24 protein-coding genes are annotated in these 24,560 nt (G+C 63.9%); 4 read left to right on the top strand and 20 right to left on the bottom strand.

All coding sequences use genetic code 11. From position 1 onward, the window contains the following. Positions 1-8: 8 nt before the first annotated feature. From dnaB to ppsA, 10 genes are all read right to left on the bottom strand, one after another. Complete coding sequence (dnaB, locus tag AC1DXS_RS19925; RefSeq protein ID WP_477739197.1) at positions 9-1,421, bottom strand: replicative DNA helicase; 1,413 nt, start codon at positions 1,419-1,421, stop codon at positions 9-11. A 179-nt stretch (positions 1,422-1,600) separates the two neighbouring features. After that, positions 1,601-2,053 (bottom strand): 50S ribosomal protein L9, encoded by a 453-nt coding sequence (gene rplI / locus AC1DXS_RS19920; RefSeq protein WP_007871075.1) that lies wholly within the window; start codon positions 2,051-2,053, stop codon positions 1,601-1,603. A gap of 11 nt (positions 2,054-2,064) precedes the next feature. Further along, the gene (rpsR, locus tag AC1DXS_RS19915; RefSeq protein ID WP_007871078.1) at positions 2,065-2,349 is read right to left on the bottom strand and encodes a 30S ribosomal protein S18; all 285 of its coding nucleotides are present in this window, start codon (positions 2,347-2,349) and stop codon (positions 2,065-2,067) included. A 10-nt stretch (positions 2,350-2,359) separates the two neighbouring features. Further along, entirely contained in the window at positions 2,360-2,668 is a 309-nt protein-coding gene (gene priB, locus AC1DXS_RS19910) for a primosomal replication protein N (protein ID WP_477739196.1), read from the bottom strand. Between the two features lie 60 nt (positions 2,669-2,728). Then, positions 2,729-3,094, bottom strand: a complete 366-nt coding sequence (gene rpsF / locus AC1DXS_RS19905) for a 30S ribosomal protein S6 (protein WP_007871089.1) — start codon at positions 3,092-3,094, stop codon at positions 2,729-2,731. Between the two features lie 258 nt (positions 3,095-3,352). Next, positions 3,353-5,461, bottom strand: coding sequence for a sodium:solute symporter family protein (locus tag AC1DXS_RS19900; RefSeq protein ID WP_477739195.1), 2,109 nt, complete (start codon positions 5,459-5,461; stop codon positions 3,353-3,355). Further along, complete coding sequence (locus AC1DXS_RS19895; protein ID WP_477739194.1) at positions 5,462-5,719, bottom strand: DUF4212 domain-containing protein; 258 nt, start codon at positions 5,717-5,719, stop codon at positions 5,462-5,464. Beyond that, positions 5,706-6,326, bottom strand: coding sequence for a tetratricopeptide repeat protein (locus AC1DXS_RS19890; protein WP_477739193.1), 621 nt, complete (start codon positions 6,324-6,326; stop codon positions 5,706-5,708). The genes AC1DXS_RS19895 and AC1DXS_RS19890 overlap by 14 nt, the downstream gene beginning before the upstream one ends. Beyond that, positions 6,323-6,619 carry a hypothetical protein gene (locus AC1DXS_RS19885; RefSeq protein WP_477739192.1) on the bottom strand — a complete coding sequence of 99 codons (297 nt, stop codon included), beginning with the start codon at positions 6,617-6,619 and terminating at the stop codon, positions 6,323-6,325. The genes AC1DXS_RS19890 and AC1DXS_RS19885 overlap by 4 nt, the downstream gene beginning before the upstream one ends. A gap of 118 nt (positions 6,620-6,737) precedes the next feature. Further along, positions 6,738-9,137: a phosphoenolpyruvate synthase gene (gene ppsA, locus AC1DXS_RS19880; protein WP_477739191.1), complete on the bottom strand. Its 2,400-nt coding sequence runs from the start codon at positions 9,135-9,137 to the stop codon at positions 6,738-6,740. Between the two features lie 198 nt (positions 9,138-9,335). Here ppsA and ppsR point away from each other — a divergent pair, with 198 nt between their 5' ends. After that, complete coding sequence (ppsR, locus tag AC1DXS_RS19875) at positions 9,336-10,157, top strand: posphoenolpyruvate synthetase regulatory kinase/phosphorylase PpsR (protein WP_092126396.1); 822 nt, start codon at positions 9,336-9,338, stop codon at positions 10,155-10,157. Between the two features lie 66 nt (positions 10,158-10,223). Here ppsR and AC1DXS_RS19870 read toward each other — a convergent pair whose 3' ends face one another. From AC1DXS_RS19870 to modA, 4 genes are all read right to left on the bottom strand, one after another. Beyond that, complete coding sequence (locus AC1DXS_RS19870) at positions 10,224-11,471, bottom strand: M20/M25/M40 family metallo-hydrolase (protein ID WP_477739190.1); 1,248 nt, start codon at positions 11,469-11,471, stop codon at positions 10,224-10,226. A gap of 242 nt (positions 11,472-11,713) precedes the next feature. Next, positions 11,714-12,802 carry a molybdenum ABC transporter ATP-binding protein gene (gene modC, locus AC1DXS_RS19865; RefSeq protein WP_477739189.1) on the bottom strand — a complete coding sequence of 363 codons (1,089 nt, stop codon included), beginning with the start codon at positions 12,800-12,802 and terminating at the stop codon, positions 11,714-11,716. Further along, a complete protein-coding gene (modB, locus tag AC1DXS_RS19860) occupies positions 12,799-13,491 on the bottom strand; it encodes a molybdate ABC transporter permease subunit (RefSeq protein WP_477739188.1) in 693 nt (230 codons plus the stop codon). The genes modC and modB overlap by 4 nt, the downstream gene beginning before the upstream one ends. 13 nt (positions 13,492-13,504) lie before the next feature. Continuing rightward, the gene (gene modA / locus AC1DXS_RS19855) at positions 13,505-14,260 is read right to left on the bottom strand and encodes a molybdate ABC transporter substrate-binding protein (RefSeq protein WP_477739187.1); all 756 of its coding nucleotides are present in this window, start codon (positions 14,258-14,260) and stop codon (positions 13,505-13,507) included. 116 nt (positions 14,261-14,376) lie between these two features. On the opposite strand from modA, the gene AC1DXS_RS19850 reads away from it, so the two are divergent. Beyond that, the gene (locus tag AC1DXS_RS19850; RefSeq protein WP_477739186.1) at positions 14,377-15,162 is read left to right on the top strand and encodes a TOBE domain-containing protein; all 786 of its coding nucleotides are present in this window, start codon (positions 14,377-14,379) and stop codon (positions 15,160-15,162) included. 3 nt (positions 15,163-15,165) lie between these two features. On the opposite strand, the gene AC1DXS_RS19845 is transcribed toward AC1DXS_RS19850, so the two are convergent. The 6 genes from AC1DXS_RS19845 to AC1DXS_RS19820 are packed head-to-tail and all read right to left on the bottom strand — an operon-like array spanning position 15,166 to position 21,768. Beyond that, a complete protein-coding gene (locus AC1DXS_RS19845; protein WP_477739185.1) occupies positions 15,166-16,005 on the bottom strand; it encodes a heme ABC transporter ATP-binding protein in 840 nt (279 codons plus the stop codon). Positions 16,006-16,012: 7 nt separating this feature from the next. Then, positions 16,013-17,071, bottom strand: a complete 1,059-nt coding sequence (locus AC1DXS_RS19840) for a FecCD family ABC transporter permease (protein WP_477739184.1) — start codon at positions 17,069-17,071, stop codon at positions 16,013-16,015. Further along, a complete protein-coding gene (locus AC1DXS_RS19835) occupies positions 17,068-18,000 on the bottom strand; it encodes a heme/hemin ABC transporter substrate-binding protein (protein WP_477739183.1) in 933 nt (310 codons plus the stop codon). Before AC1DXS_RS19835 ends, AC1DXS_RS19840 begins: the two co-directional genes overlap by 4 nt. Beyond that, the gene (locus tag AC1DXS_RS19830; protein WP_477739182.1) at positions 17,997-19,127 is read right to left on the bottom strand and encodes a hemin-degrading factor; all 1,131 of its coding nucleotides are present in this window, start codon (positions 19,125-19,127) and stop codon (positions 17,997-17,999) included. The genes AC1DXS_RS19835 and AC1DXS_RS19830 overlap by 4 nt, the downstream gene beginning before the upstream one ends. Then, a complete protein-coding gene (locus tag AC1DXS_RS19825; protein WP_477739181.1) occupies positions 19,124-19,483 on the bottom strand; it encodes a hypothetical protein in 360 nt (119 codons plus the stop codon). The genes AC1DXS_RS19830 and AC1DXS_RS19825 overlap by 4 nt, the downstream gene beginning before the upstream one ends. A 38-nt stretch (positions 19,484-19,521) precedes the next feature. Continuing rightward, entirely contained in the window at positions 19,522-21,768 is a 2,247-nt protein-coding gene (locus AC1DXS_RS19820) for a TonB-dependent hemoglobin/transferrin/lactoferrin family receptor (RefSeq protein WP_477739180.1), read from the bottom strand. A 363-nt stretch (positions 21,769-22,131) separates the two neighbouring features. On the opposite strand from AC1DXS_RS19820, the gene ahpC reads away from it, so the two are divergent. Continuing rightward, the gene (gene ahpC, locus AC1DXS_RS19815) at positions 22,132-22,695 is read left to right on the top strand and encodes an alkyl hydroperoxide reductase subunit C (protein WP_007874200.1); all 564 of its coding nucleotides are present in this window, start codon (positions 22,132-22,134) and stop codon (positions 22,693-22,695) included. Between the two features lie 105 nt (positions 22,696-22,800). Further along, on the top strand, positions 22,801-24,372 hold the full coding sequence (ahpF, locus tag AC1DXS_RS19810; RefSeq protein ID WP_477739179.1) for an alkyl hydroperoxide reductase subunit F: 1,572 nt from the start codon (positions 22,801-22,803) through the stop codon (positions 24,370-24,372). Positions 24,373-24,560 lie beyond the last annotated feature (188 nt).

Here is a 24,560-nt window from a genome sequence, read left to right as displayed (position 1 = left end):
CGCGACGGCTAGAAGTCTCCCGATGCTCCGTGCGCGAGGCTCTCGAACTTGGTGATGCGGTTGATGAATGCCAGCTTCACCGTACCGGTGGGGCCGTTACGCTGCTTGCTGATGATGACCTCGGCGACACCGGGCTCCTTGCAGGCTTCCTTGGTGTAGTACTCGTCGCGGTAGATGAACATGATGATGTCGGCGTCCTGCTCGATGGCACCGGACTCGCGCAGGTCACTCATCATGGGCCGCTTGTCGGTGCGCGACTCAACGCCGCGGCTGAGCTGCGACAGCGCAATCACCGGACATTGCAACTCCTTGGCCAGCATCTTCAGGCCGCGTGAGATTTCACCGACAGCGGTGGCGCGGTTCTCTTCGGCCATGCCGCCGGAGACGCTCATGAGCTGCAAATAGTCGACCACGATAAGGCCGAGCTTGCCGCACTGGCGTGCCAGGCGCCGGGCGTTGGCGCGCAACTCGCTCACTGTCAGGCCGGGCGTTTCGTCGATATGCAGCGAGACGGTACGCAATTTTTCAATCGCCTCGGTCAGGCGCGGCCACTCTTCATCGGTCAGTGCTCCGGTGCGCAAATGGGTTTGGTCAATGCGGCCTATGGAGCCGACGATACGCACGGCCAGTTGTGACGCGCCCATTTCCATGGAAAACACCGCCACCGGCAAGCCCTCGTTCAGCGCGACATGTTCGGCAATGTTGATGGCCAGCGCGGTCTTGCCCATCGAGGGACGCGCGGCCAGGACGATCAGGTCGCCGGCCTGCAGGCCGGAAGTCATGTGGTCAAAATCCCTGAAGCCCGTAGGCACGCCGGTCACGTCCTGCGGGTTCTCGGCCATCTCGGTCACGCGGTCCAGCAGGCTCACGACCAGCGTGTCCATGCTCTGGAAGCCTTCCTTCATGCGCGAGCCCTGCTCGCCGATCTTGAAGATCTTCTGCTCGGCCTCGTCGAGGATGGTGGCGACGTCCTTGCCCTGCGGGTTGAAGGCGTTGGTGGCGATTTCGTCGGAGGCCGACACCAGCTTGCGCAGGATGGAGCGCTCGCGCACGATCTCGGCGTAGCGGCGGATGTTGGCGGCGCTGGGCACGTATTGCGCGAGCGAATTGAGGTAGCTCAGGCCTCCTACGTCGTCGGCCTTGCCCTGGTTCTGCAGGTATTCGTAGACGGTGATGATGTCTGCCGGCTTGTTCGCATTGATGAGCGCGCCCACGGCGGCGAAGATCAGCTTGTGCTCGGAGCGATAGAAATCCTCGTCGACCAGCAAGTCACCTACCCGGTCCCAGGCACCGTTGTCGAGCAACAGGCCGCCCAGGACGCTGGATTCACCCTCGATGGAATGCGGCGGAATGCGCAGCTGGGCGATCTGGCGGTCGGGGCTGTAGCCGGGATCGTCATAGGTGGAAAGTACGGCGGACATGGGTTTCCTTGGGAGAGGGTGAATGGTACGCCGTGGGCGCAAAACACCGCGGGATAAGGCTGTGGATAACCGGGGGAAATCGGGTGGAAATGGACCCGGAAGGTGTGCACAGCCGGCACCGGCGGCCGGCCATGAAAAAAGCCGCTCGGCGAGCGGCTTTTTTGTGAAGGGAAAAACGCTTAAGCGGTTTCGCCGTACACGGTCACGGTGATGTCCACAGCCACATCGGTGTGCAGGGCCACGGTCACGGCGTGGTCGCCAACGATCTTCAGCGGGCCGTTGGGCATGCGGATTTGCGACTTCAGCACGGGGAAACCCTGCTTGGTCAACTCGGCCGAGATGTCGTGGTTGGTGACGGAGCCGAACAGGCGGCCGTCAACACCGGCTTTTTGCGTGAGCTTGACGGTGGTGCCGCTCAGCTTTTCGCCCTGGGCTTGCATTTCGGCCAGCTTGGCGGCCGCAGCCTTTTCGAGTTCGACGCGCTTGGCTTCGAATTCGGCCTTGTTGGCTTCCGTGGCGCGGCGTGCGCGGCCCGAAGGGATCAGGAAATTGCGTGCGTAGCCGTCTTTGACCTTGACGATTTCGCCGAGGTTACCGAGGTTCACGACTTTGTCGAGCAGAATGATTTGCATGGTCGCGCTCCTTACAGGGTACGGTGCTGGTCGCTGTAAGGCAGCATCGCGAGGAAGCGAGCGCGCTTGACGGCGGTGTTGATCTGGCGCTGGAAAATCGCGCGCGTGCCGGTCAGGCGTGCGGGGATGATTTTTCCGTTTTCGGCAACGAAATCGCGCAGGGTGTCGATATCTTTGTAGTCGATTTCTTCAACGCCAGCGGCTGTGAAGCGGCAAAAACGCTTGCGCTTGAACAGCAGGGATTGGGTATTGCGCTTGGGGCGCTTGTCTTTGTTGAAACGTTTTGGTCCGGCCATGATGGACTCCTTAAATGGGGTTCAGTACTTGCTCTACCTTCTGCAGAGCTTGAATGTGGAAAACAACGCCTTTACTGGTGCGCGCATTGATGAGGAAACCGGTGAACCTGAAGGGCTGGCCTAAGGGTGACTTGGCTGATTGCTCAGCCAGCGCTCCGAAGGCAACTGCCCTGACCGTCAACTTGACCTGTCTGGTGACTCCGGCTTCAATGACTTCGGACTCGTGTTCGAGGACGAAATTGGCAGCGGGGATTCCAGCGGGCGTGTAGCGAAGAGGACTTGCCTCGGCGATACAGGCGGTCAGTTCAACGTGGTTCACTGCGGGCTTTTGCTCAATGGCAGCTGCGCGGCAGCGAGGCGTTCAACAGCATGGTGGCAATTAAGCCGCATACTCCTGCTGTTGGGCTTTACGGGCTTCTTCCCTCTCGACGTTGCGCATCATGAGGGATGGGCCGGTTTCGGCCTTTTTCTTGACCACGGTCAGGTGGCGCAGCACGGCATCGTTGAACTTGAACGCGTGTTCAATTTCTTCCATCACGGCCTGGCTGGCTTCGATGTTGATGCAGAGGTAGTGGGCTTTGGCGAGCTTCTGGATCAGGTACACCAGCTGGCGGCGGCCCCAGTCTTCAACACGGTGCACTTTTCCGCCGCCGGCGGTGATCATGCCCTTGTAACGTTCCAGCATGGCTGGGACTTGCTCGCTTTGATCCGGGTGGATCAGCAAGACGATCTCATAGTGACGCATAAACTCTCCTTGTGGTTGGTTAAAGCTGCCCCAGCGTCGTTAAGGGTGCAGCAAGGCGAAGCCCATGATTATAGCACCCCCACGCTCCCCCACTTCGTGTGGGTCGCTGCCCCCCGAGGGGGCCGCCCGCCTGTGGCCCGGCAAAGCCGGTTCCACGGCTCATGCTGGTAAAGGAAAGGGGTCCGGGTCCGGCCCATTTTTTGGAGAAAAGGCCCTAAAATCGCCGAAAAGCCCCCGAATAACCGCTCCGGCCGGGTTTTAGAGCCGTTTTAGGTCTGGGTAGCGGATGTATTCGACCAGATCCTGGATCTTCTGGCTGGGCGCGGGGGTGGAAAGGCTGGCCAGGATCATCACGGCAAAACCCACGGGCACGCCGAACAGCCCTGCTGAAATCGGGTCTATGCCCCACCACAGCTGGACCGGCGAGCTGATGCCGAAGGTGGCGCGCAGCCAGGGCTGGTTGGTGAACATGTAGTACGAGGTCACGCCCAGGCCCGACATCATGCCCAGGACGGCGCCTATGCCATTGGCGCGCTTCCAGAAGATGCCCAGGCTCAGCGCCGGAAAAAATGACGCGGCGGCGAAGGAAAACGCCGCCGACACCAGGAACAGGATGTCCGCCGGTTTCTGGGCCGCCACGTAGGCCGCCAGGAGGGCCACGATGAGCAGCAGGATTTTGGACACCGTCACCCGACTCACGGTGGAGGCGTTGGGGTCGATCATTTTGTAATAGAGGTCGTGGCCCAGCGCATTGGCAATCGTCAGCAGCAGGCCGTCGGCGGTCGACAGCGCCGCGGCCAGCCCGCCGGCCGCCACCAGGCCCGAAATCACATAGGGCAAGCCCGCCAGTTCGGGCGTGAGCAGCACGATGATGTCGCCGCCTATGGTCATTTCATTAAGCTGCAGGATGTTGTCGCGGTTGATGTCGCTCACCGACAGCAGGCTGGGGTCCACCCGGCTCCAGGCACCGACCCAGGACGGCAGCTGGTCAAAGCGCGTGCCGACCAGCACGGTGAAGATTTCATACTTCACGAGCACGGCCAGGGCCGGTGCCGTGAAATACAGCAAAAAGATGAAAAACAGCGACCAGGTGACCGACTGCCGCGCCTCGCGCACGCTGGGCACGGTGTAGTAACGCATCAGGATGTGCGGCAAGGCGGCCGTGCCCACCATGAGGCAGAACACCAGGGCCAGGAAATTGCGGCGCGAGGTGTCATAGGCCTCCTGCTCCCTGGGCGTGCCCTCGGGGTCGCCCGAAAACTGCGCCGCATGGGCGGGCATGCCGTTGAGCGGCTGGGTCTTGAGCTCGGCCGCCGCCTTCGCAGCCGTCCAGGCCTTGACGGCGGCCGCTTCGTCCTTGGGCATGGTAGCCAGGATCTTCGCCGCCGAGGTGATTTCAGCCACCGAGGCACTGCCGCCCTTGAGTTGCTCCATGCGTTTGGCCGCCGCCAGCTTGTCGGCGGCCAGCGCTTCTGCCGGGTGTGCCAGCTTGCCGGACAAGGCCTGCGAACGCTCCCTGAACAATTCGCGCACCTGCACCTCCTTGGGGTCCGCGGCCAGCTCTTTTTCCTTGGCACTGACTTTCTCAAGCTGGAAACCGTAGATCAGCTGCGGCACCGGAACACCGGTCTGCTTGACCGAGAGCCACACCACCGGAATCAGGTAGGCCAGCACCAGGATGATGTACTGCGCCACCTGCGTCCATGTCACGGCGCGCATGCCGCCCAGGAAGGAGCACACCAGGATGCCGCCCAGGCCCAGGAAAATGCCCAGCTCGAAGGCGATGCCGGTCAGGTAAGAGGTGATCAGGCCCACGCCGTAAATCTGCGCGACCAGGTAGGTGAAGGAGCACAGGATGGCGGCCCCAACGCCGAGCAGGCGCGGCAGCTTGCCATAGCGCTCCCCCAGGAAGTCGGGAATGGTGAACTGGCCGAACTTGCGCAGATAGGGCGCCAGCACCAGCGCGACCAGGCAGTAGCCGCCGGTCCAGCCCATGATGAAGGCCAGGCCGTTGTAGCCCRTGAGGTAAAGCGTGCCGGCCAGGCCGATGAATGAAGCGGCCGACATCCAGTCGGCGCCGGTGGCCATGCCGTTGTACACCGCCGGCACCCGCCGGCCCGCCACATAGTATTCGCCGGCGTCGGTGGTGCGGCTCATGATGCCAATGCCCGCATACAAGCCAATGGTGGCCAGCAAAAAGGCCGTACCTATCCATAAGCGCGGCAGGCCCATGCGCTCCAGGCCCGCGAGGACGAGCACGAACACCACCAAGCCTGCCGTATACCAGCGGTAGACGCGGTTGAGCTGCGCCTTGAACTGCTGGCTGGACAGCATGACCCCGTCGCGCGAACCGAAAAAGCCGGCCATTTAGTCCTCGTCCGCCACGTCGTATTCAATGTCGAGCCGGTTCATGTACCAGGCATAAAGGCCGATGATCAGGCAGTACACCACCAAGGCGCCTTGCGCGCCCATCCAGAAGCTGAAGGGCCAACCGAAAAACCGGAAGCTCAGCGCGCGTGCAAAGTAGCTCACGCCGAAAGTCACGCCGAACCAGACCAGCAGCAGCACGGCCGTTACCGCAAGGTTCTTGCGCCAGTAACGGCGATGGCTGTCAGCGGGCTGCATGAACTGTCTCGTCAAGCGCCCTGCCCGCCCGCAGCGCCTCGGCGTTTTCACGCTCGAGCTGCGCGGCCACGCGCGGCTCGAAGCGCCGCAGGTGGGCAATCACCTTGCGCGCCTTGCCCACATCGCCCAACGCCAGCGAGACCTGCGCGAACCGGTACCAGCCATAAGGGCCCAGAGGCTGCAGCGCGGTGTTGTGCTCCAGCGCATCGGCAGCCTCCTGCCAGCGCTGCTGGTGGATACGCACCATCGCCAGGCCGTACCAGGCCCTGTCCAGGCGTGGGTCGAGCGCCAGCGCACGCTCGAAGGCCGGACCGGCTTCCTCATGGTACCCAGCCTGCTGCAATACATAAGCCAGGTTGAACCAGCCTGCGGCCTGCTGCGGCCAGGCTGCGGTGAGCTGGCGCAGGCTGTCAATCGCCTCCTGCATGAGATGCAGTTGCGCCTCTACATGGCCACGGCTGGCCAGGGCGTATGGATCAGCCGGCCGCAAGCGCAGCATTCGCGCGAACCTCGCTAACGCGGCCGCGCGCTTGCCGGCCGCGAGCAGCAGCAAGGCCTGCGCTTTCAGGAAGTGGTAATGCAGAGTGGACGCAAGCGGCAAGCTCATTTGCACAGCGCAACCCCGATTTCCAGGCAGATGCGGACTTTCGCGACAGCCGCTGCAACCCATACCAAGGCCAGGACCAGAAAGGCCACCAGCGGCAGGTGACGCTCCAGAACCACGGGTGGCGAAATCCAGCGCGCCGCCTTCACCCAGGGCCGGCCCAGCAACTGCAGCAGTTGATAGAACGGATTGCTGCCCCGCCCCTCGCCGGCGAGCAAGCCAAGCAACCATTGACCGGCCAGCGCGAGCAGCGCAATTTCAGCGAGCAGTTTGACGGTGGTGGCGACGGCAAGCATGGCTGATGGCAAACGAAAAAGGCAAGTCCTCCGATTGTCATCGGAGGACTTGCCAATTGCTTACCGCGGATGTGCCGGCCACCGGGGGTTTTCCCTCGGTGGGCGCGGCGGCGCCGGCTCAGCCGGCCAGTTGCTTCCAGGTGTCGATCACCGTGTCGGGGTTCAGCGAGATCGAGCCTATGCCCTGCTCCTTGAGCCACAGCGCAAAGTCGGGATGGTCACTGGGGCCCTGGCCGCAGATGCCGACGTATTTGTTGGCACGCTTGCAGGCGGCGATGGCCTGGCCCAGCAGCGCCTTGACGGCCGGGTCACGTTCGTCAAAATCCTTGGCCAGGATGTCGAGGCCCGAGTCGCGGTCCAGGCCCAGCGTGAGCTGGGTCAGGTCGTTGGAGCCGATGGAGAAACCGTCGAAATACTCGAGGAACTGGTCGGCCAGCACCGCATTGCTGGGCACCTCGCACATCATGATGATCTTCAGGCCCTGCTCGCCGCGCTTGAGGCCGTGTTTGGCCAGCAGCTCGGTCACGGCCTTGGCTTGGCCCAGGGTGCGCACAAAGGGCACCATGACCTCGACGTTGGTCAGGCCCATGTCGTTGCGCACGCGCTTGAGCGCCTCGCATTCCATCGCGAAGGCCTCGGCGAAGTCGGGGCTCAGGTAGCGCGCCGCGCCGCGGAAACCCAGCATCGGGTTTTCTTCCTCGGGCTCGTAGCGCGAGCCGCCTATCAGCTTGCGGTATTCGTTGGACTTGAAGTCCGACAGGCGCACGATCACCGGCTTGGGCCAAAAGGCCGCGCCTATGGTGGCGATGCCTTCGGCCACCTTGTCGACGTAGAAAGCGCGCGGCGAGGCATGGCCGCGGGCCACGCTTTCCACGGCCTTTTTCAGGTCGGCGTCGATGTTGGGGTACTCCAGGATGGCCTTGGGGTGCACGCCGATGTTGTTGTTGATGATGAACTCCAGCCGCGCCAGGCCCACGCCGTGGTTGGGCACCTGGCAGAAGTCGAAGGCAAGTTGCGGGTTGCCCACGTTCATCATGATCTTGAGGTCTATCGGCGGCATCGCGCCGCGCTGCACCTCGGTCACCTCGGTTTCGAGCAGGCCGTCATAGATGTTGCCGGTGTCGCCTTCGGCGCAGCTCACCGTCACCAGCATGCCGTCCTTGAGCGTCTCAGTCGCGTCGCCGCAGCCGACCACGGCCGGGATGCCCAGCTCGCGCGCAATGATGGCCGCGTGGCAGGTGCGCCCACCGCGGTTGGTGACGATGGCGCTGGCGCGCTTCATCACCGGCTCCCAGTTCGGGTCGGTCATGTCGGTAACGAGGATGTCGCCGGCCTGCACCTGGTCCATGTCCTTGATGTCGTGCACGATGCGCACCGGGCCGGTGCCGATCTTCTGACCGATCGCCCTGCCCTCGGCCAATACCGTGCCGGTGCCCTTGAGCTTGTAGCGCTGCTCGGCCTTGCCCTTGGCCTGGCTCTTTACCGTCTCGGGGCGAGCCTGCAGGATGTAGAGCAGGCCGTCGGTGCCATCCTTGCCCCATTCGATGTCCATGGGGCGGCCGTAGTGGGCCTCAATGATGAGCGCGTAGCGGGCCAGTTGCTCAACGTCGTCGTCGGTCAGCGAATAACGGTTGCGCAGCTCGGTCGGCACGTCGGTGGTCTTGACCAGCTTGCCGCCGGCCTTTTTCTCTTCCGGCGTGGCGAACTCCATCTGCAGCAGCTTGGAGCCCAGGTTGCGGCGGATCACAGCGCGCTTGCCGGCTTTGAGCATGGGCTTGTGCACATAGAACTCGTCGGGATTGACGGCGCCCTGCACCACGGTTTCGCCCAGGCCGTAGCTGGAGGTGATGAAGACCACGTCCTCAAAACCGCTTTCGGTATCTATCGTGAACATCACACCGGCCGCGCCCTTGTCGCTGCGCACCATGCGCTGGATGCCGGCGGACAGCGCCACGTCGGAATGGGCAAAGCCCTGGTGCACGCGGTAGCTGATGGCGCGGTCGTTGTAAAGCGAGGCGAACACCTCTTTCATCTTGTGCAGCACGTCCTCGATGCCGACCACATTCAGAAAGGTTTCCTGCTGGCCGGCGAAAGAAGCGTCCGGCAGATCTTCGGCCGTGGCCGAGGAGCGCACCGCGAAACTGGCCTGGGCGTTGCCGGCGCTCAACACGGCAAAGCTGTCACGCACAGCTTTTTCGAGGTCGGCCGGGAAGGGCTGGGCTTCGACCAGCGCGCGGATTTTGGCGCCGGCCTCAGCCAGGGCCCGCACGTCGTCGGTGTTGAGCGCGTCCAGCACGCCGTTGATTTTTTTATCCAGCCCGTCGTGGGCCAGGAACACGCGAAAAGCGTGGGCCGTGGTGGCGAATCCGGTGGGCACCCGCACGCCCTCGGGGCCGGTGGGCAATTGCGAGATCATCTCGCCGAGGCTGGCGTTTTTGCCGCCAACGGCCTCGACGTCTGTCATCCTCAGGTTTTCAAACGGTACGACCAGGGCGGTCGCCTCGAACAGCTTGGACATGAAAATACTCCGGGAGGTTTAAAAACCGGGGAATTCGCCATGCGCGGCAGGCARCCTTGTTGTTGTTCTAGGGGGTTGTGGCGGGGCATGGCGTGGCAAACTGGATAATTGGCTCAATTGTAGGGGTCTGCCGCCGGATGTGCCGCGTCAGCCTTTCACCCAGCTTTCAATCAGCCAGACGCCCATTCAAACACCACCATGTCCCAACGCACCGTGTTTTTCATCTCCGACGGCACCGGCATCACCGCGGAAACCTTTGGTAACGCCATCCTGGCCCAGTTCGAGTTCAAGCCGCGCCACGTCCGCCTGCCCTTTATCGACAGCGTGGACAAAGCCCACCAGGCGATACGGCAGATCAACCACACGGCCGAAGTCGAGGGCAAACGCCCCATCGTCTTCACCACGCTGGTCAACATGGAAATTCTGGCCGTCATCAAAACCCATTGCAACGGCATGCTGCTGGACATGTTCGGCATGTTCGTGGCGCCGCTGGAGGGCGAACTGGGCATCAAGTCCAACCACCGGGTGGGCCGCTTTTCGGATGCCTCCAAGAGCAAGGAATACGACGACCGCATCGAGGCCATCAATTTCTCGCTGGCGCACGACGACGGCCAGAGCAATCGCGACCTGGCCGGCTCCGACGTGATTCTGGTGGGCGTGAGCCGCAGCGGCAAGACACCGACTTCGCTCTACCTGGCCATGCAGTACGGGCTCAAGGCCTCGAACTACCCGCTGATCCCCGAAGACTTTGAGCGACGCCAGCTGCCGCCGGCCCTGGTGCCGCACCGCAAGAAGATTTTCGGCCTCACCATCGCGCCTGAGCGCCTGGCACAGATTCGTAACGAACGCCGGCCCAATTCGAAATACGCGAGCCTGGAGAACTGCCGCGAGGAAATCCATGAGGCCGAAGCCATGATGCGGCGCGAAGGCATACGCTGGCTCTCAACCACAACGAAATCCATCGAAGAGATTTCGACCACCATCCTGCAGGAAATCCGGCCCGAGCGGCTGGAGTACTGAACACAGCGCCACCCCATGGAAAACGGCCCTTCGAAGGGCCGTTTTTCTCAAGGCGGGGCAAGCGCATCAATTCGGCTTGCTCAACTCCATCACCATGCGCGCCAGCAGATAAAAGCGCGGGACGATGCTTTCCACTTCGGCGTATTCGTTTTCAGTGTGGATGTTGCCGCCGACAATGCCAAACCCATCGAGGGTTGGCACGCCTACCCCGGCCGACAGGCTGGCATCGGCCGCGCCACCGCTGCCTTCCAGCGTCAGCTTGCGGCCGATTTCGCCGTAGATCGCCTGGGCTTTGGCGGCCAGCGCATCCTGATGAGCGGTTTGGGGCATGGGCGGCAGGCCTCGGCTCAAGCTGGTCTTGACCTCGGTGTCCGCGATCAGCTTGTTGGCCGACACCCGCGCCAGATCCTTTTCGATGCGGTCAAACTCCTCGGGCACGGCCACGCGCACATCGGCCTTGGCACTGGCCGAGTCCGGGATCACGTTGGTGCGGTCGCCGGCCTTGAGCACCGTGAAGTTGATCGTCGTCTGTTTCTCGGGGCTGCCCAGTTTGCCGAGCTGCAGGATCTGGTGGGCTGCCTCCATGGCCGCGTTGCGGCCCAGCTCGGGCGCCACACCGGCGTGCGCGGTCTTTCCCTTGACCTCCACCGTGGCTGTGCCGCTCCCCTTGCGCCAGATCACCAGGCCATCGGCCGGGCGGCCGGGCTCCAGGTTCAGGGTGACGTCATGTTGTTTGGCCACCTTCTGGATCAGGGCCGTCGCAATGGCCGAACCGGTCTCCTCGTTGTTGTCGAGCAGGAAGGTCAGCCTTGCATAGTCCTTGAACTGAAGTTGCTGCAGGATCTTGATCGCATACACGCCGGCGAGGATGCCGCCCTTGTTGTCCATCACGCCAGGGCCGTAGGCGCGGCCGTCCTTGACGTAAAAGGGTTTGGCGGCCGCCGTGCCTTCCTTGAAGACGGTGTCCATGTGCGCCATCAGCAGGATCCTGGCCTTGCCGGTGCCGACGAACGTCGCCAGGACATGAGCCCCGCCATCCCCGGAAGGAACGGTCTCGATGCTGGCACCGAGCTTCTTGAGCTCGTCCACGGAAATCGCCCGCACCTGGGCCAGGCCTTTTTCATAGCCCGAGCCGGAATCGATGTTGACCAGCTTCTCCAGCAAGGCCAGTGCCTCGCCCTTGTAACTCTCGGCTTTTTCGAGGACTGCCTTGTCGGCCTGTGCCTGCGCGTGTGCGGCGGGAACGGCAACGCCGAACGCCAGCACGAGGGAACAAGCGGACGCCAGAACGGTGCCCTTGAAACTAAAACGCATGTGATGTTCTCCTGCCTGGATGGATGTGTATGTAGAGTTCTTGATGCACATCCCATGCCAACAACAAGGAACGAGGGATGCGGGGAAGACCATACATCGAAGCAGGCGCGGGCGTCGATCCGCAGTTCCCGCAGCGCACGGATTGAAATGAAACCCGCTGTTACTTACGGCGAACCAGCCTGCGTCCTGCGGTAGCGGCTGGGGTTGGCGCGATGAAATCCTGACCTTCTTAGCCGAACGTCTTAGCCCAACACCGCCACACCCTTGACCTGCGCGAACACGCGGCTGCCCGGCTGCAGTCGCAGCGCCTGGGCCGACTTCTGCGTGATGCGGGCCAGCAGCGCGCTGCCGCCGGCGTCCAGGCCCACCATGAGCTGGCCCGGGCTGTCGGCTGCCAGGCCGGTGACGGTGACGGGGAAGATGTTCTGCACGCTGGTGCCTTCCTGGCGCGCCAGCGTGAGGCTCACATCGCGCGCCTGGATGCGCACGCGCACACGCTGGCCGACCTGCAACGCAGGATTGAGCAGGCTGATGCGGCCTCCCGGAAACTCGGCATGGCTCATGTGCCAATCGGGTTCGACGGCGCTCACCACAGCGTCCAGCACCGCGGCCGCGGCATCGCCATGCGCCAGCGGCAAATCCAGCCGCGTCATCAATTCACGCGTGGGACCCGAGGCCGTGACCCGGCCGCCGTCCAGCAGTACCAGGTGGTCGGCCAGCCGGGCGACCTCGTCAGGGGCGTGGCTCACATAAAGCACGGGCATGTCGAGTTCGTCATGCAGGCGCTCCAGGTAAGGCAGGATTTCAGCCTTGCGCGCGATGTCCAGCGAAGCCAGGGGTTCGTCCATGAGCAGCAGGCGCGGGCTGGTGGCCAGCGCCCGGGCGATCGCCACGCGCTGGCGCTCGCCTCCCGAGAGGGTGTCGGGCATGCGCTGCATCAGTGCCTGCAGGCCCAGCAGTGCTATGGCTTGCTCCAGCGAGACGCGGCGCCGAGCCGGCGGCACACGGCGCAGGCCGAAGTCAAGGTTGCGGCGCACATCCAGGTGGGCAAACAGGCTGGCCTCCTGGAACACATAACCCAGGGGGCGCTGGTGCACAGGCAGGAAAACGCCGGCGGCATCGTCCTGCCAGACCTCACCATTGACGGCGAGGTAGCCGCTGCCTGCGCGCTCCAGCCCGGCAATGCTGCGCAGCAGGCTGGTTTTGCCGGAGCCCGAGGGGCCGAAAATGGCCGTCACGCCGCGCCCCGGGACGGCCAGCGACACATCGAGCGAAAAGCCGGTGAATGCGCGGCGGAAAGATGCGGTGATGCCACCGCCCTCGGGTTTCATGCGCCCTGCCCTTTGCGCCGACCCGGCTGCAGGGTATTCAAGGTATAGAGCGCCAGCAGCACCAGGAAGGAAAACACCAGCAGGCCGCCGGCCAGCCAGTGCGCCTGGCTGTATTCGAGCGCCTCCACATGGTCGTAAATCTGCACCGACATCACGCGCGTCTTGCCGGGGATGTTGCCGCCCATCATGAGCACGATGCCGAACTCGCCGACCGTGTGCGCGAAGCCCATGACGGCGGCCGTCAGGTAGGCGGGCCGGGCCATCGGAAGCACCACGCTGAAGAAGGTGTCCAGCGGCGAGGCCCGCAAGGTGGCGGCGGCCTCCAGCGGGCGGTCGCCCAGGGCTTCAAAAGCGTTTTGCAGCGGCTGCACCACAAAAGGCATGGAATACAGCACCGACCCGATCACCAAGCCGGCAAAGCTGAAAGGCAGCAGGCCCCAGCCCAGCGACTGCGTGACTTGGCCGATAGGGCCGTTCGGGCCCATGAGCACCAGCAGGTAAAAGCCCAGCACCACCGGCGGCAAGACCAGCGGCAAGGCCACCAGCGCTCCCACCGGCCCCTTGAGCCAGGAGCGCGTGCGCGCCAGCCACCAGGCCAGCGGCGTTCCGGCCAACAGCAACACCAAGGTGGTGGTGGCCGCCAGTCGCAAGGTCAGCGCAAGGGCCTGCAGGCCTGCCGAGTCCAGCATGGTCGGCCGCGCTTCAGGGCTCGTAGCCGAAGGCGCGGATCACCGCCTTGGCCTTGTCGGTCTTGAGATAGGCCATCAGTTGCACCGCGGCCTTGCTGTCCTTGGCCTTTGCCAGTAGCACCGCGTCCTGGCGGATGGGGCTATGCAGGTTTTCGGGAACTATCCAGGCCGAGCCGGACTTGATCTTGCCGCCTTCATAGACCTGCGACAATGCGATAAAACCCAGTTCGGCATTGCCGGTGGAGACAAAGCTGAAAGCCTGGCCAATGCTTTCGCCCTGCACCAGTTTGGGCTCCAGCGCGGCTTGCAGGCCCAGCTTGTTCATGGTCTCGACGGCGGCGGCGCCATAGGGCGCGAGCTTGGGCGCGGCGATGGCGATCTTTTTAAAGTCGCCCTTTTTCAGGACCTCGCCCTGCGCGTCGACCAGGCCGGGCTGTGCGGACCAGAGCACCAGCTTGCCGGTGGCGTAGGTGAAGCGGCTGCCGTTCACGGCCACGCCGTCTTTTTCGAGCCTGGCGGGGGTTTCATCGTCGGCCGCGAGGAACACTTCGAAGGGCGCGCCGTTGCTGATCTGCGCGTAGAACTTGCCTGTGGCGCCGAAGGTCAACACCGTCTTGTGGCCGGTGTCTTTTTCAAAGTCGGCGGCAATCAGCTTCATGGGCGCCGTGAAATTGGCCGCGACCGCGACCTGGACGTCGTCGGCCAGCGTGGCTGTCGAGACCAGTGCAAGACACAACGCAGGCAACCAGCGCAACAAGGTTTTGGGCATCAGAAGGCTCCGGAACTGAAAGAGGGAAAGTGATGGGCGAAGCGGCCTTGGCCGCCAGGCCCTCCACCCAAGCGCTATTCTATTTTAGAATAGCGCTGCCTGCCCTTGGGCCTTCCATGAAAAAAAACGCAGCCCCATCCACCGCCCCCTCCTTCGCCAGCGCCCTGGGCCACGAGCCGGCCGACAAGCGCATCGACATCCTGCGCCTGGTCGGCGAAAGCGGCTCGATCTCACAGGCCGCGCGCCAGGCGAAAGTCAGCTACAAGGCCGCATGGCAGGCCATAGATACCCTGACCAACCTGGCCGGCGTGGCGCTGGTGGAGCGCGCCGTGGGCGGCTCGGGCGGCGGCGGCGCCACCCTCACGCCGGCTGGCCAGAAGCTGCTGGCGGTGGCGGGACTCTTGAGCGACACCCGTAGCCAGGTACTGGCCGGCTTCAAGTCCAACGAATTGCTGCTGCCGCGCGCGCTGCCGGTGCTGTCGAACATGGGCGTGCGCACCAGCATGCGCAACCAGCTTCCTTGCCAAGTCGACAAACTGGAGGTGCGAGGCCAGGTGGCGCGCGTGCACCTGCAACTGGCCGGCGGTGCCGCGCTGGTCTCGCGCATCACCAAGGCCAGCGCCGAGCTGCTGGGCTTGCAAAAGGGACAGGCGGTGCTGGCACTGTGCAAGGCCACGGCGGTGACGGTGAGTGCACAAAGCGCCACACCGCCGGGCGTTCAAAATCTCAAGGGCCAGGCTGTACGCATCAGCCGAGGCGCCAGCGGCGATGAAGTGTCGCTGCAGCTCGACGGCGGCCTGCAGCTCGTGGGTTTTGCGGCGGCGGGCAGCGGCCTGAAGGCCAAGGTCCTGGTGCAGGCCCTGGTCGACGAGTCGGCTGTCGTGATCGCCCTGGCAGCCTAGGTTTTAAATCGGTGCCTCAAACAGGTACTGGGAAGGCCTGGCCGCCCCACCCTGCGGCGCGACCGGGTGCGCGACCACGCCCCAAACCTTTTCGATGCAGGCAGGCGTGAGTACCTCGGCGGTGGCGCCGCTGCCCACCACCTCGCCGCCCTGCAGCACCACACAGCGGTCGCTGTAGCGCAATGCGAGGTTCAAGTCGTGCAGCACGGCCACGACGCCCACGCCCTGAGCGGTCGCCCAGGCGCGCACCAGTTGCAACATGCGGTGCTGGTGCTGCAGATCGAGCGCGGCGGTGGGCTCATCCAGCAACAGCCAACGTGTGTCCTGGCCCTCCAAGGGCTCCCACACCTGTGCCAGCGCGCGCGCCAGGTGAACGCGTGCTTTTTCACCGCCCGAGAGCGTGTTGAGCACGCGATGCTGCAAATGCTCGACCGCGGTGGCCTGCATGGCCAGCAACACGACGTCGGCTTCGTTCCGACTCGGATGCCTGCGGTGCGGATAGCGGCCCAGTTCCACCACCTCCCGCACGGTGAACTCGAAAGCGACCTGGGTTTCCTGCGCTACACAGGCGCGCATGCGGGCCAGCTCGGCGGGGGCATGGGCGGACAGCGCCTTGCCGGCCAGTCGGACATGGCCGCCCGAAGGCTGGCGCTGACCGGTCAGCAGCGACATCAAGGTCGACTTGCCCGCGCCGTTGGGGCCCAGCACGGCCGTAACATGCCCCGCGATGAATTGCGCCGAGGCTGCCTGCAGCAGCGAGCGACCCGTCACCTCGACCCCCACGCCCGCCACTTCGAGCAGGCCGGCGAGCGGAAAAAAATCGGTCTGGTTGCGCGCGTTCAAGGGCACCTCATAGCCTGYTGCGGAAGTGCCGCAGCAGCAGTAAAAAGAAAGGCACGCCGACAAAAGCCGTCAGCACACCCAGCGGCAACTCGGCCGGCTTGACCATGGTGCGCGCCACGCTGTCCGCCGCCAGCACCAGGGCCGCGCCCAGCAGGGCCGAGCCCGGCAGCACGATGCGGTGGTCAGGCCCGGCCACCAGGCGCACGCAGTGCGGCGCCACCAGGCCGATGAAACCGATGATGCCGGTGGTGGCTGTGACGGCGCCTACCGCCAGCGCCGTCAGCAGTACCGCAAGGCGCTTGACGCGCTCCACCGGAACACCCAGCAGCGCGGCCTGCGCCTCACCCAGCGCGATGGCGTTCAACGGCCTGGCCAGCGCGATGCCCGAGCCTACGGCCGCCGTCACCATAGCGAACACCAGGGCCACCGCGCTCCAGCGCGCGCCGCCCAGGCTGCCCAGCAGCCAGAACTGGATGTTGCGCAGTTGCTCGTCGGTGGCCAGGAAAGTCAGGTAGCCCAGGCCGGCGCCGGCCAGGGCGTTGATGGCGACACCTGCGAGCAGCATCAGGCCGACCCGCGTCGCACCGTCCTGTTGGGACAGGGCGTACACCAGCATGGTGACCAACAGGCTGCCGGTGAAAGCCGCAGCCACCAGCGTCCAGCTGCCCAGCGTGCGCGGCATTTCAGGGAACCACAGGCTGCCCAGCACGATGGTCATGCCGGCGGCCAATGCTGCGCCGCTGCTGACGCCGATGAGGCCGGGGTCGGCCAGCGGATTGCGAAACAGGCCCTGCATCAGCGCGCCGGACAGGCCCAGCGCCGCACCCGCCGCCACGCCAAGCAGCAGCCGCGGCAGGCGGATGTTCATGAAAACCAGGTGCTCGGGCGTGGGCTGGGTGCTACCGCCCAGCATGTCGAGCAGCACGTTCCAAAGTTGCAGCGGGCTGATGGCATACGCGCCGCGCGCGCTGCCAATCACAAAGCTCAGGGCCAGCAGCAGCACGCCCCCGGCCAGCACCAGCGACGCGGGCAAGCGCCTGTGGTCGCCGTGCTGGAGGGCCTTCATGCGACGGCCTTCAACCCAGCCTGGTGCAGCTCGGCCACGGCCTGCGGCAGGCGTGGCCCGAAGCCAATCAGGTAGAGCGCGTCAAGCGCGACCAGCGCACGGCGTTTGTAGGCGGGCGTCAGCTCCAAGCCGGGTCGTTGCCAGAATTTCTCCAGGCCGCCGACAGCTTCGACACCTTGCGTGGTGGTGACGATCACGTCGGGAGCTGCGGTGACCACCGCTTCGGGTGTCATGGCGCGGTATCCGGCGAAATTGGCGGAGCCGCCAGTGCTGATGAGGGCATTGTCCAGGTCCGCGTAATTCAGCATGGCGTGCGCGGCGGTTTTCTCGCCCGCCACCTGCGGCGAACCCGAATGCGAAAGAATAAAGATGGCGCGCGGTTTGCGACCGCCTTTGCGGGCGACAGCCGCCAGCACCTCGGCCCATTGGGCATCGAGTTTGGCCTGCAGCGCGGCGGCCTGCGCCACACGGGCCGTGGCCCGCCCCACCGCGGCGACCTTGCGCTGCACTTCGGTCCATGTGTGGTCGGCCTCTACCAGCTCCAGCTTGACGCCGGCACTTCTGATCTGGTCCATCACCACGAGAGGCCCGGCTTCAGTCGTGCCGATCACCGCGTCGGGCTTAAGCGAGAGCAGGCCTTCGGCCGACAGCTGGCGCATATAGCCGACCTTGGGCGTCTGCAAGGCCGCAGCGGGATAAAGGCTGGTGGTGTCGGTGCCGACCAGTTGCTTTTCAGCGCCCAGCGCGTAGACGATTTCCGTGGTCGCGCCGCTCACCGAGACGATGCGCGGCATCCTCACCGGCGCCTGGCCCTGGGCCCGCGCAGCCGTTGCACCCAGGCCGCCAACGCCAGGGACAACGGAAACCACCGGCAGTGAAAAATACCGCAGGGCATCGCGCCGTCGGAGCAGGGAAAGGCCGGCTTTCATGAAAGCCGGGGCAGGCGCGCCACGATGTCGCGCCAAGCCTGCAGTTCGGGAACGCCCGGTTTGCGCGCGCCGAAAAACATCGCCATCAACTCACCCGCGCCGTCGAAGACTTCCACCGAGGTGACCAGGCCTTCGGTCGTGGGCTTCTCAACAATCCAGGCGCTCTTGACCATATCTTCGCGCAGGTGCAGGTTGAAGCCGGCATCGAGCACGTTGATCCACTGCGCGGTCGGGGTGACCATGGGTTCGATGCGCTTGACCGGCCCGGTGTGGATCTGGATGCAGCCCGGGCTGCCGACAAACACCATGATGGGCGTGCCGTCCACAGAGGCTTCGTCGAGCAGCTTGCGCACGATGCCCAGGTCGGCTTTCTGGGTGAAACGGCCTTCAACCAGGCGAAAGGCCTGCTGGCGCTCCGCGCCGGCCTTGCCGATCAGGCCGAAAAACTCGTGCGTGTCCTTCATCTGGCTCCAGCCCTGGGCCAGCGCGGCGGCGTCGATTTCCGCATCAGGCTTGGGAGCCTCCTTGGGCACGGCGGGCGTGAAGCTATACGCCTTGCCGGCGTCGCTGAACTGGTTGGCGACGTCCCTGAAGGCTTCGCGGTCGGTCTCGGGCCGCGCGAACACCTTGTGCACGGCCACGCCGTGCGCATCAAAAAACTGCAGGCTTTCCGAGGCCGGGTTCTTGGGGTCGTTGGCGGGCTCGAAGACGTAAAAGCCCGCATGCCAGCGGCTGAAGAAAATGCGCAGGTCGATCTCTTCACCCAGCGCCAGGCCCATCATGCCTTGCGCGCTGATGTTGCGGTAGACACCGGTTTTTTCATGCACGGTGGCTTCATTGCGCGTGAGCGCCATGACCGGGCCGCACAACTCCAGCGCCTGCAGGATCTCGACCCACGGGCCTTTGAGCGGCGTGGCCTTGAGGGCATGCTCATGCGTGCCGGCGTGGGCCGCGACGGCCTGGCCTTCGGTGATGCCTAAGCTTTCGGCGGCGTCCTTGGCGCGCTTGCCGCTGCTGCGCGCGGCGGCGAAGCGCTCGCGCAGGGCGGCGGGGTTCAGGGGAGCAGTGCCGGCATCGGCCTGGCTTGCGGCGTCGGGCCGCGTCTGGGTTTGAAGGACTGCGCTCATTGAAGGGTCTCCGGGGTTGTGTGCCAAAGCACGCGATGGGTATCAGAAGGGTCCGCAGGTGAAAGCCCCTGCTGTGGCTGGTCGGGGCCCTGCTGCAACAGGCGCACCCACAGGGGATGCAGGTTGGCGGCAATGGCCCTGAAATTCGGCGGCGCGCCGACATGGCGCGACAGCATGAGGAGGTTGTCGGTAATCCTTTGGGCCAGCAAGGCGCGCTGCCCTTCGCAGCAGGCCTGGGCATGGCCGGTCATCAGCGCCAGCGTCCCGGCCAGCAGGGCTTGCGCCGGGGGCAAGCCCTGCACGTCGGCTGCAGCGGTGTCGCCGTCGTTGGCACCATGGTCGGGAGACTGGCTCATGCGCTTTCCTTCTGGCTTGTAAAAGGTGCAGGTCGGTATCAGAAATCAGCGACCAGCGAGACGTTGAAGTACCGGCCCGGCTGGCTGTAGGCGTCGCGGAAGGAGGAGTTCGCCGCCACGCCGCGGACATCCGACCAGTTCCAGTACTTCTTGTTGGTCAGATTGATCAGGCCAGCGTTCAGGCGCAGGGTTTTGCTGAAACGCCACTGGCCGGTCAGGTCCAGCGTGGTCGCGGACGGCACGGCGAACTGCGTGGTCGCCACAGGCACGGCGGGCGGCGAGGCGGCAATGGTCTGCGCGCTGATGTCGTCAAACTTCTTGGCCGAATGGTGGCTCGCGTCCAGGCGCACATCCCATGTCGCGGTTTCGTACTTCAGGCCGACGCTGAGCTTGGCCGGGTCTATGGTGTCCAACGGCTTGCCGGTGTTCTTGACGGTGCCCTTGGTATAGCCATAGGAGAACGGCGTGCTGAGCTTGCCGTCGCCGAACTTGCCCCAACTCATGTCGCCCTTGATCTCAAAACCGCTGATGGTCGCGTTGTCGATATTGATCGACTGGATCACGGCGGGGTTGGCAGGGTTGCCAAAAGCACCGCTCACGATGGCACCGTCCTGGATCAGGTCCTTGAAGCGGCCATAAAAAATGGCCGTGTCGAAGCTCAGCTGGTCCAGCCGCCCGCGAACGCCAAATTCGACGTTGCGGCTTTTTTCAGGCTTGAGGTTGGGGTTGGGCACGGTGCGGTAGCCGCCGGCCAGGTTCTGGAAGAAGCCGTTGACCTGACCCGCATTGGGCGCGCGGAAACCGCTGGCGTAGTTGCCGAAGAAGCTCCACTGCGGCGTAGCGCGGTAAATGACGCCGACCTTGGGCGACACGGCCGAGCCCGACATGGACACCGCGGGCACCGGGAAGCCGGCCTGCGCCGCGTCGATCTTGAAGCTGTCGGCGCGCACGCCCGGCGTCACGCTCCAGTCGCCAAGGATGAATTCGTCCTGCACGTAGACGGCGGTGGCGGTTTCCGTGGTGTCGGGAAAGCGTTTGAGCGGGAATGTCTCACCGGCGGGCGGCACCAGGCCGGTCTGCAGGTTTTCGATTTTGGCACTGGTGTGGTCCAGGCCGTAAGTGATCTTCTGCGCCGAGCTGGCGCCCATGCGCAGGGTCTTGTCGGCCTGGATGCTGGCCTGCAGCGTGCGTTCGCTGTAGGTGGTGTCGCGCACGCGCTCCTGCGGCAGCGCCGTGCGGCGCTCATAGGTATAGTCGCTGGACTTCGCATCCTGGTAGCTGAGCACCGTCTGGATGTTGTCGGCCAGCGAAGTGTCGACCTTGTACCTGGCATCCCAGGTCAGCCGGTCGCGATCCATCTTTCCAGTCGAGTACGAATCCAGCACCGTGGCCGAACGCGCGGTCAGCAGGTTGTAGTCACTCTTCTTGTCGACGTGCTCGAAAGTGATGACGTGTTTTTGCGAAGCGGTCGGCGTCAGCACGACTTTGGCCAACAAGGAGTTGGTCTTGTCGCTTTGCGGGTTCGGCGCGGTCCGGGTAAAACCGGTGCCGCTGTTTTCGCCCTTGTTCTCCAGTTCCTTGCCGCTGCTGGTGGCCATGTTCAGCTGCCAGGCCAGCATGTCGTTGACACGGCCGGCGATCGTGCCGCTGGCGGCGGTCTCATGGTTGTCGCCGCTGTAGCTGATGGACGCGCGGCCGCCCAGCGACTTGCCGGCCCGCAGGTAGTCGTCGGGCTCGTAGGTGATGAAGTTGACCAGGCCGGCAATGCCGTCGGAGCCGTACAGGGCGGAGGCCGGGCCCTTGACGATTTCAATGCGTTTGATGAGGTCGATGGACACGCTGTCGCGCCCGAAGGAATTGGGGCTGAAGGCATAGCTGCGCGGAATGCGGATGCCGTCCACCATCATCAACACGCGGTTGCCGTCGAGGCCCCGAATATTGAAGCCGGCATTGCCTTCACGGCCGGTGTCGCCCTGCGCCAGGCCGAATCGCGCGGGCGCGCGGCGCACGGAAACGTTGGGAATATTTTTCGCCGCATCGCGGATGTCGCGGATCTGCCCCTGCTCGATGTCGGCGGCGTTGATCACGTCGATGGTTTGCGAAATATCGTCGACCGATTGCTCGTTGCGCGAGCCGCTGACGACGACTTCTTTGAGCGCGGCGACTTGCACCGCAGCGGGTGCCGCGGTTTGCGCCTGTGCGGCAAAACCGGCGCCACAGGCCAGCGCCGTCAATAGAGAGATTTCGCGCAGCGCGAAGCGGGAGGAAGGATGGATGGAAGTCATGCAAGCCCAAAGTAGAAGGTTTGGAGGGCTTGCTGCGGCGACAACGGTAAGCCTGTCGGCTCCCGGTCACTTGTGGCTGGCTCTGGAGAGACCGCAGTATATGCGAATTGTTCTCATTCGCAACATTTGGATGCAAAATTAATTGAGGAAACACTTGCCCTGCTGCGTCTCCCGCTCGCCAATGAGTCACGATCAGGTCATACGAGGCGCGGAGGATGGCGGCCGAGCGGGCACCGGATAAGGCCGCCATACCTATTCAATCAATAGTCAATATCAATCGATGATTGCAAATTAAAAGCGATATACTATCGATTCGCCGGCAAGTTTTCAGCCTTTTTTCACAACCTATAGGAAGCCATACAAATGTCTCTGATCAACACCCAAGTCCAGCCTTTCAAAACCCAAGCCTTCCTCAACGGCAAGTTCATCGACGTGTCGGACGAATCGCTGAAAGGCAAATGGTCGGTCCTGATCTTCATGCCGGCCGCATTCACCTTCAACTGCCCCACGGAAGTCGAAGACGCTGCCGACAACTACGCCGAATTCCAGAAGGCCGGCGCAGAGGTCTACATCGTGACGACCGACACGCATTTCTCGCACAAGGTGTGGCACGAAACCTCCCCCGCCGTCGGCAAAGCCAAGTTCCCGCTGGTGGGCGACCCCACCCACACGCTGACCAAGGCCTTCGACGTGTTCATCCCCGAAGAAGGCCTGGCACTGCGCGGCACCTTCGTGATCAACCCCGAAGGCGTCATCAAGACCGCTGAAGTGCACTCCAACGAAATTGCACGCGACGTCAAGGAAACCCTGCGCAAGCTGAAGGCCGCCCAATACACGGCAGCCCACCCCGGCCAGGTTTGCCCCGCGAAGTGGAACGAAGGCGCCAAGACCATCGCCCCGTCCATTGACCTGGTCGGCAAGATCTAAGCGTTCAAGCGCCCTGCCTTCCCGAAGAAGGCCCGGGCCCGGCACACCCCAGGTGTGCCGTCCCGGGCTTTTTTGTTCCTTATTGAAATTGAAAGTGAGTTCCTTATGCTCGACGACGCCACCAAAGCCCAACTGAAAAGTTACCTCGAACGCGCCACGCAACCGATAGAAATCGTTGCCTCGCTCGACGACAGCGAGGCCTCCGGCGAAGTGTTGTCGCTGCTCAAGGACGTTGCAGAGGCGTCGCCGCTGGTCAAGCTGACCGAGAGCCGCGACGACAACCACCGCAAGCCCTCGTTCTCGATCAACCGCCCCAGCGAGAACCACGGCCCGCGTTTTGCCGGCCTGCCGATGGGCCATGAATTCACCTCGCTGATCCTGGCGCTGCTGCAAGTCGGTGGCTACCCACCCAAGGTCGAGCAAGCCGTGCTGGACCAGATCCGCGCACTCGACGGGGATTTTGACTTCGAGGTGTATGTCTCGCTGACCTGCCACAACTGCCCCGACGTGGTCCAGGCGCTGAACCTGATGGCGGTGCAGAACCCGCGCATCAAGACCACCATGATCGAGGGCGGTACCTTCCAGGACGAAGTGAAGGAGCGCGAGATCATGGGCGTGCCCACGGTCTTCCTCAACGGCACCATGTTCGGAAACGGCCGGATGAGCCTGGAAGAAATCCTCGCAAAAATCGACACCAGCGGTGTGGAGCGTGAAGCCAAAAAGATAGACGGCAAGGAAGCTTTCGACGTATTGATCGTCGGCGGCGGCCCGGCCGGCGCCGCCGCAGCGGTGTATGCCGCGCGCAAGGGCATTCGCACCGGTGTGGCCTCGGAGCGCTTCGGCGGCCAGGTGCTGGACACCATGGGCATCGAAAACTTCATCTCCATCAAGGAAACCGAAGGGCCCAAATTCGCCCACGCGCTGGAAGAACACGTGCGCAACTACGACGTCGACATCATGAACCTGCAGCGCGCCAAGGCCTTGGTCCCCAATAGCGGGCCGGACAAAAACCTGATCGAAGTCCAGCTTGAAAACGGCGCTTCGCTCAAGAGCAAGTCCATCGTGATCTCAACCGGCGCGCGCTGGCGCAACATCAACGTGCCCGGCGAGCACGAGTTCAAGAACAAGGGCGTGGCCTACTGCCCGCACTGCGACGGCCCGCTGTTCAAGGGCAAACGCGTGGCGGTCATAGGCGGTGGCAACTCGGGTGTCGAGGCGGCCATCGACCTGGCCGGTATCGTCGGCCATGTGACGCTGATCGAGTACGACACCGCGCTGCGCGCCGATGCCGTGCTGCAACGCAAACTGAACAGCCTGGCGAACGTCACGGTGATCACCAATGCGCAGACCACCGAGATCACCGGCGACCAGAAGGTCAATGGCCTGGTCTACAAGGACCGCGCCAGCGGCGAGCTGAAAACCGTGGCGCTCGAAGGCGTGTTCATCCAGATCGGCCTGGTGCCCAACACCGATTGGCTCAAGGGAACGGTGGAGCTGTCCAAACACGGCGAGATCATCGTCGACGCCAAGGGCCAGACCTCGGTACCTGGCGTGTTCGCGGCCGGCGACGTGACGACCGTGCCTTTCAAGCAGATCATCATCGCGGCCGGTGAAGGCGCGAAGGCGGCCCTCAGCGCCTTTGATTACCTGATCCGCAGTCCCATCGCCACGCAATGAAACCTTGATGCGATGAAGCGCTGAACACAAAAAAGCCGCCCCAACCGGGCGGCTTTTTTGCGCGCATAAGAGAAGGAAGTCCGGCAAAAACCGCACGGGCTCCACCGTCTTTCAGATGAGAATTACTCTCATCAGTGATATAGTTCGCTGCCCTATCTTTCGCTAGCCAGACATCCCAGCAGCCACAC

This window comes from Polaromonas sp. P3_B1, assembly GCF_056402935.1.
The sequence above is the reverse complement of the archived record's forward strand: the minus strand, read 5'-3'. Positions and strand labels throughout refer to the sequence as shown.

Excerpts from the sequence above, each read along its gene's own strand:
- dnaB (WP_477739197.1), bottom strand. The coding sequence starts at position 1,421 with ATGTCCGCCGTACTTTCCACCTATGACGATCCCGGCTACAGCCCCGAC.
- rplI (WP_007871075.1), bottom strand. The coding sequence starts at position 2,053 with ATGCAAATCATTCTGCTCGACAAAGTCGTGAACCTCGGTAACCTCGGC.
- rpsR (WP_007871078.1), bottom strand. The coding sequence starts at position 2,349 with ATGGCCGGACCAAAACGTTTCAACAAAGACAAGCGCCCCAAGCGCAAT.
- rpsF (WP_007871089.1), bottom strand. The coding sequence starts at position 3,094 with ATGCGTCACTATGAGATCGTCTTGCTGATCCACCCGGATCAAAGCGAG.
- AC1DXS_RS19895 (WP_477739194.1), bottom strand. The coding sequence starts at position 5,719 with ATGCAGCCCGCTGACAGCCATCGCCGTTACTGGCGCAAGAACCTTGCG.
- AC1DXS_RS19890 (WP_477739193.1), bottom strand. The coding sequence starts at position 6,326 with ATGAGCTTGCCGCTTGCGTCCACTCTGCATTACCACTTCCTGAAAGCG.
- AC1DXS_RS19885 (WP_477739192.1), bottom strand. The coding sequence starts at position 6,619 with ATGCTTGCCGTCGCCACCACCGTCAAACTGCTCGCTGAAATTGCGCTG.
- ppsA (WP_477739191.1), bottom strand. The coding sequence starts at position 9,137 with ATGTCCAAGCTGTTCGAGGCGACCGCCCTGGTCGTACCGTTTGAAAAC.
- ppsR (WP_092126396.1), top strand. The coding sequence starts at position 9,336 with ATGTCCCAACGCACCGTGTTTTTCATCTCCGACGGCACCGGCATCACC.
- AC1DXS_RS19870 (WP_477739190.1), bottom strand. The coding sequence starts at position 11,471 with ATGCGTTTTAGTTTCAAGGGCACCGTTCTGGCGTCCGCTTGTTCCCTC.
- modC (WP_477739189.1), bottom strand. The coding sequence starts at position 12,802 with ATGAAACCCGAGGGCGGTGGCATCACCGCATCTTTCCGCCGCGCATTC.
- modB (WP_477739188.1), bottom strand. The coding sequence starts at position 13,491 with ATGCTGGACTCGGCAGGCCTGCAGGCCCTTGCGCTGACCTTGCGACTG.
- modA (WP_477739187.1), bottom strand. The coding sequence starts at position 14,260 with ATGCCCAAAACCTTGTTGCGCTGGTTGCCTGCGTTGTGTCTTGCACTG.
- AC1DXS_RS19850 (WP_477739186.1), top strand. The coding sequence starts at position 14,377 with ATGAAAAAAAACGCAGCCCCATCCACCGCCCCCTCCTTCGCCAGCGCC.
- AC1DXS_RS19835 (WP_477739183.1), bottom strand. The coding sequence starts at position 18,000 with ATGAAAGCCGGCCTTTCCCTGCTCCGACGGCGCGATGCCCTGCGGTAT.
- AC1DXS_RS19830 (WP_477739182.1), bottom strand. The coding sequence starts at position 19,127 with ATGAGCGCAGTCCTTCAAACCCAGACGCGGCCCGACGCCGCAAGCCAG.
- AC1DXS_RS19825 (WP_477739181.1), bottom strand. The coding sequence starts at position 19,483 with ATGAGCCAGTCTCCCGACCATGGTGCCAACGACGGCGACACCGCTGCA.
- AC1DXS_RS19820 (WP_477739180.1), bottom strand. The coding sequence starts at position 21,768 with ATGACTTCCATCCATCCTTCCTCCCGCTTCGCGCTGCGCGAAATCTCT.
- ahpC (WP_007874200.1), top strand. The coding sequence starts at position 22,132 with ATGTCTCTGATCAACACCCAAGTCCAGCCTTTCAAAACCCAAGCCTTC.
- ahpF (WP_477739179.1), top strand. The coding sequence starts at position 22,801 with ATGCTCGACGACGCCACCAAAGCCCAACTGAAAAGTTACCTCGAACGC.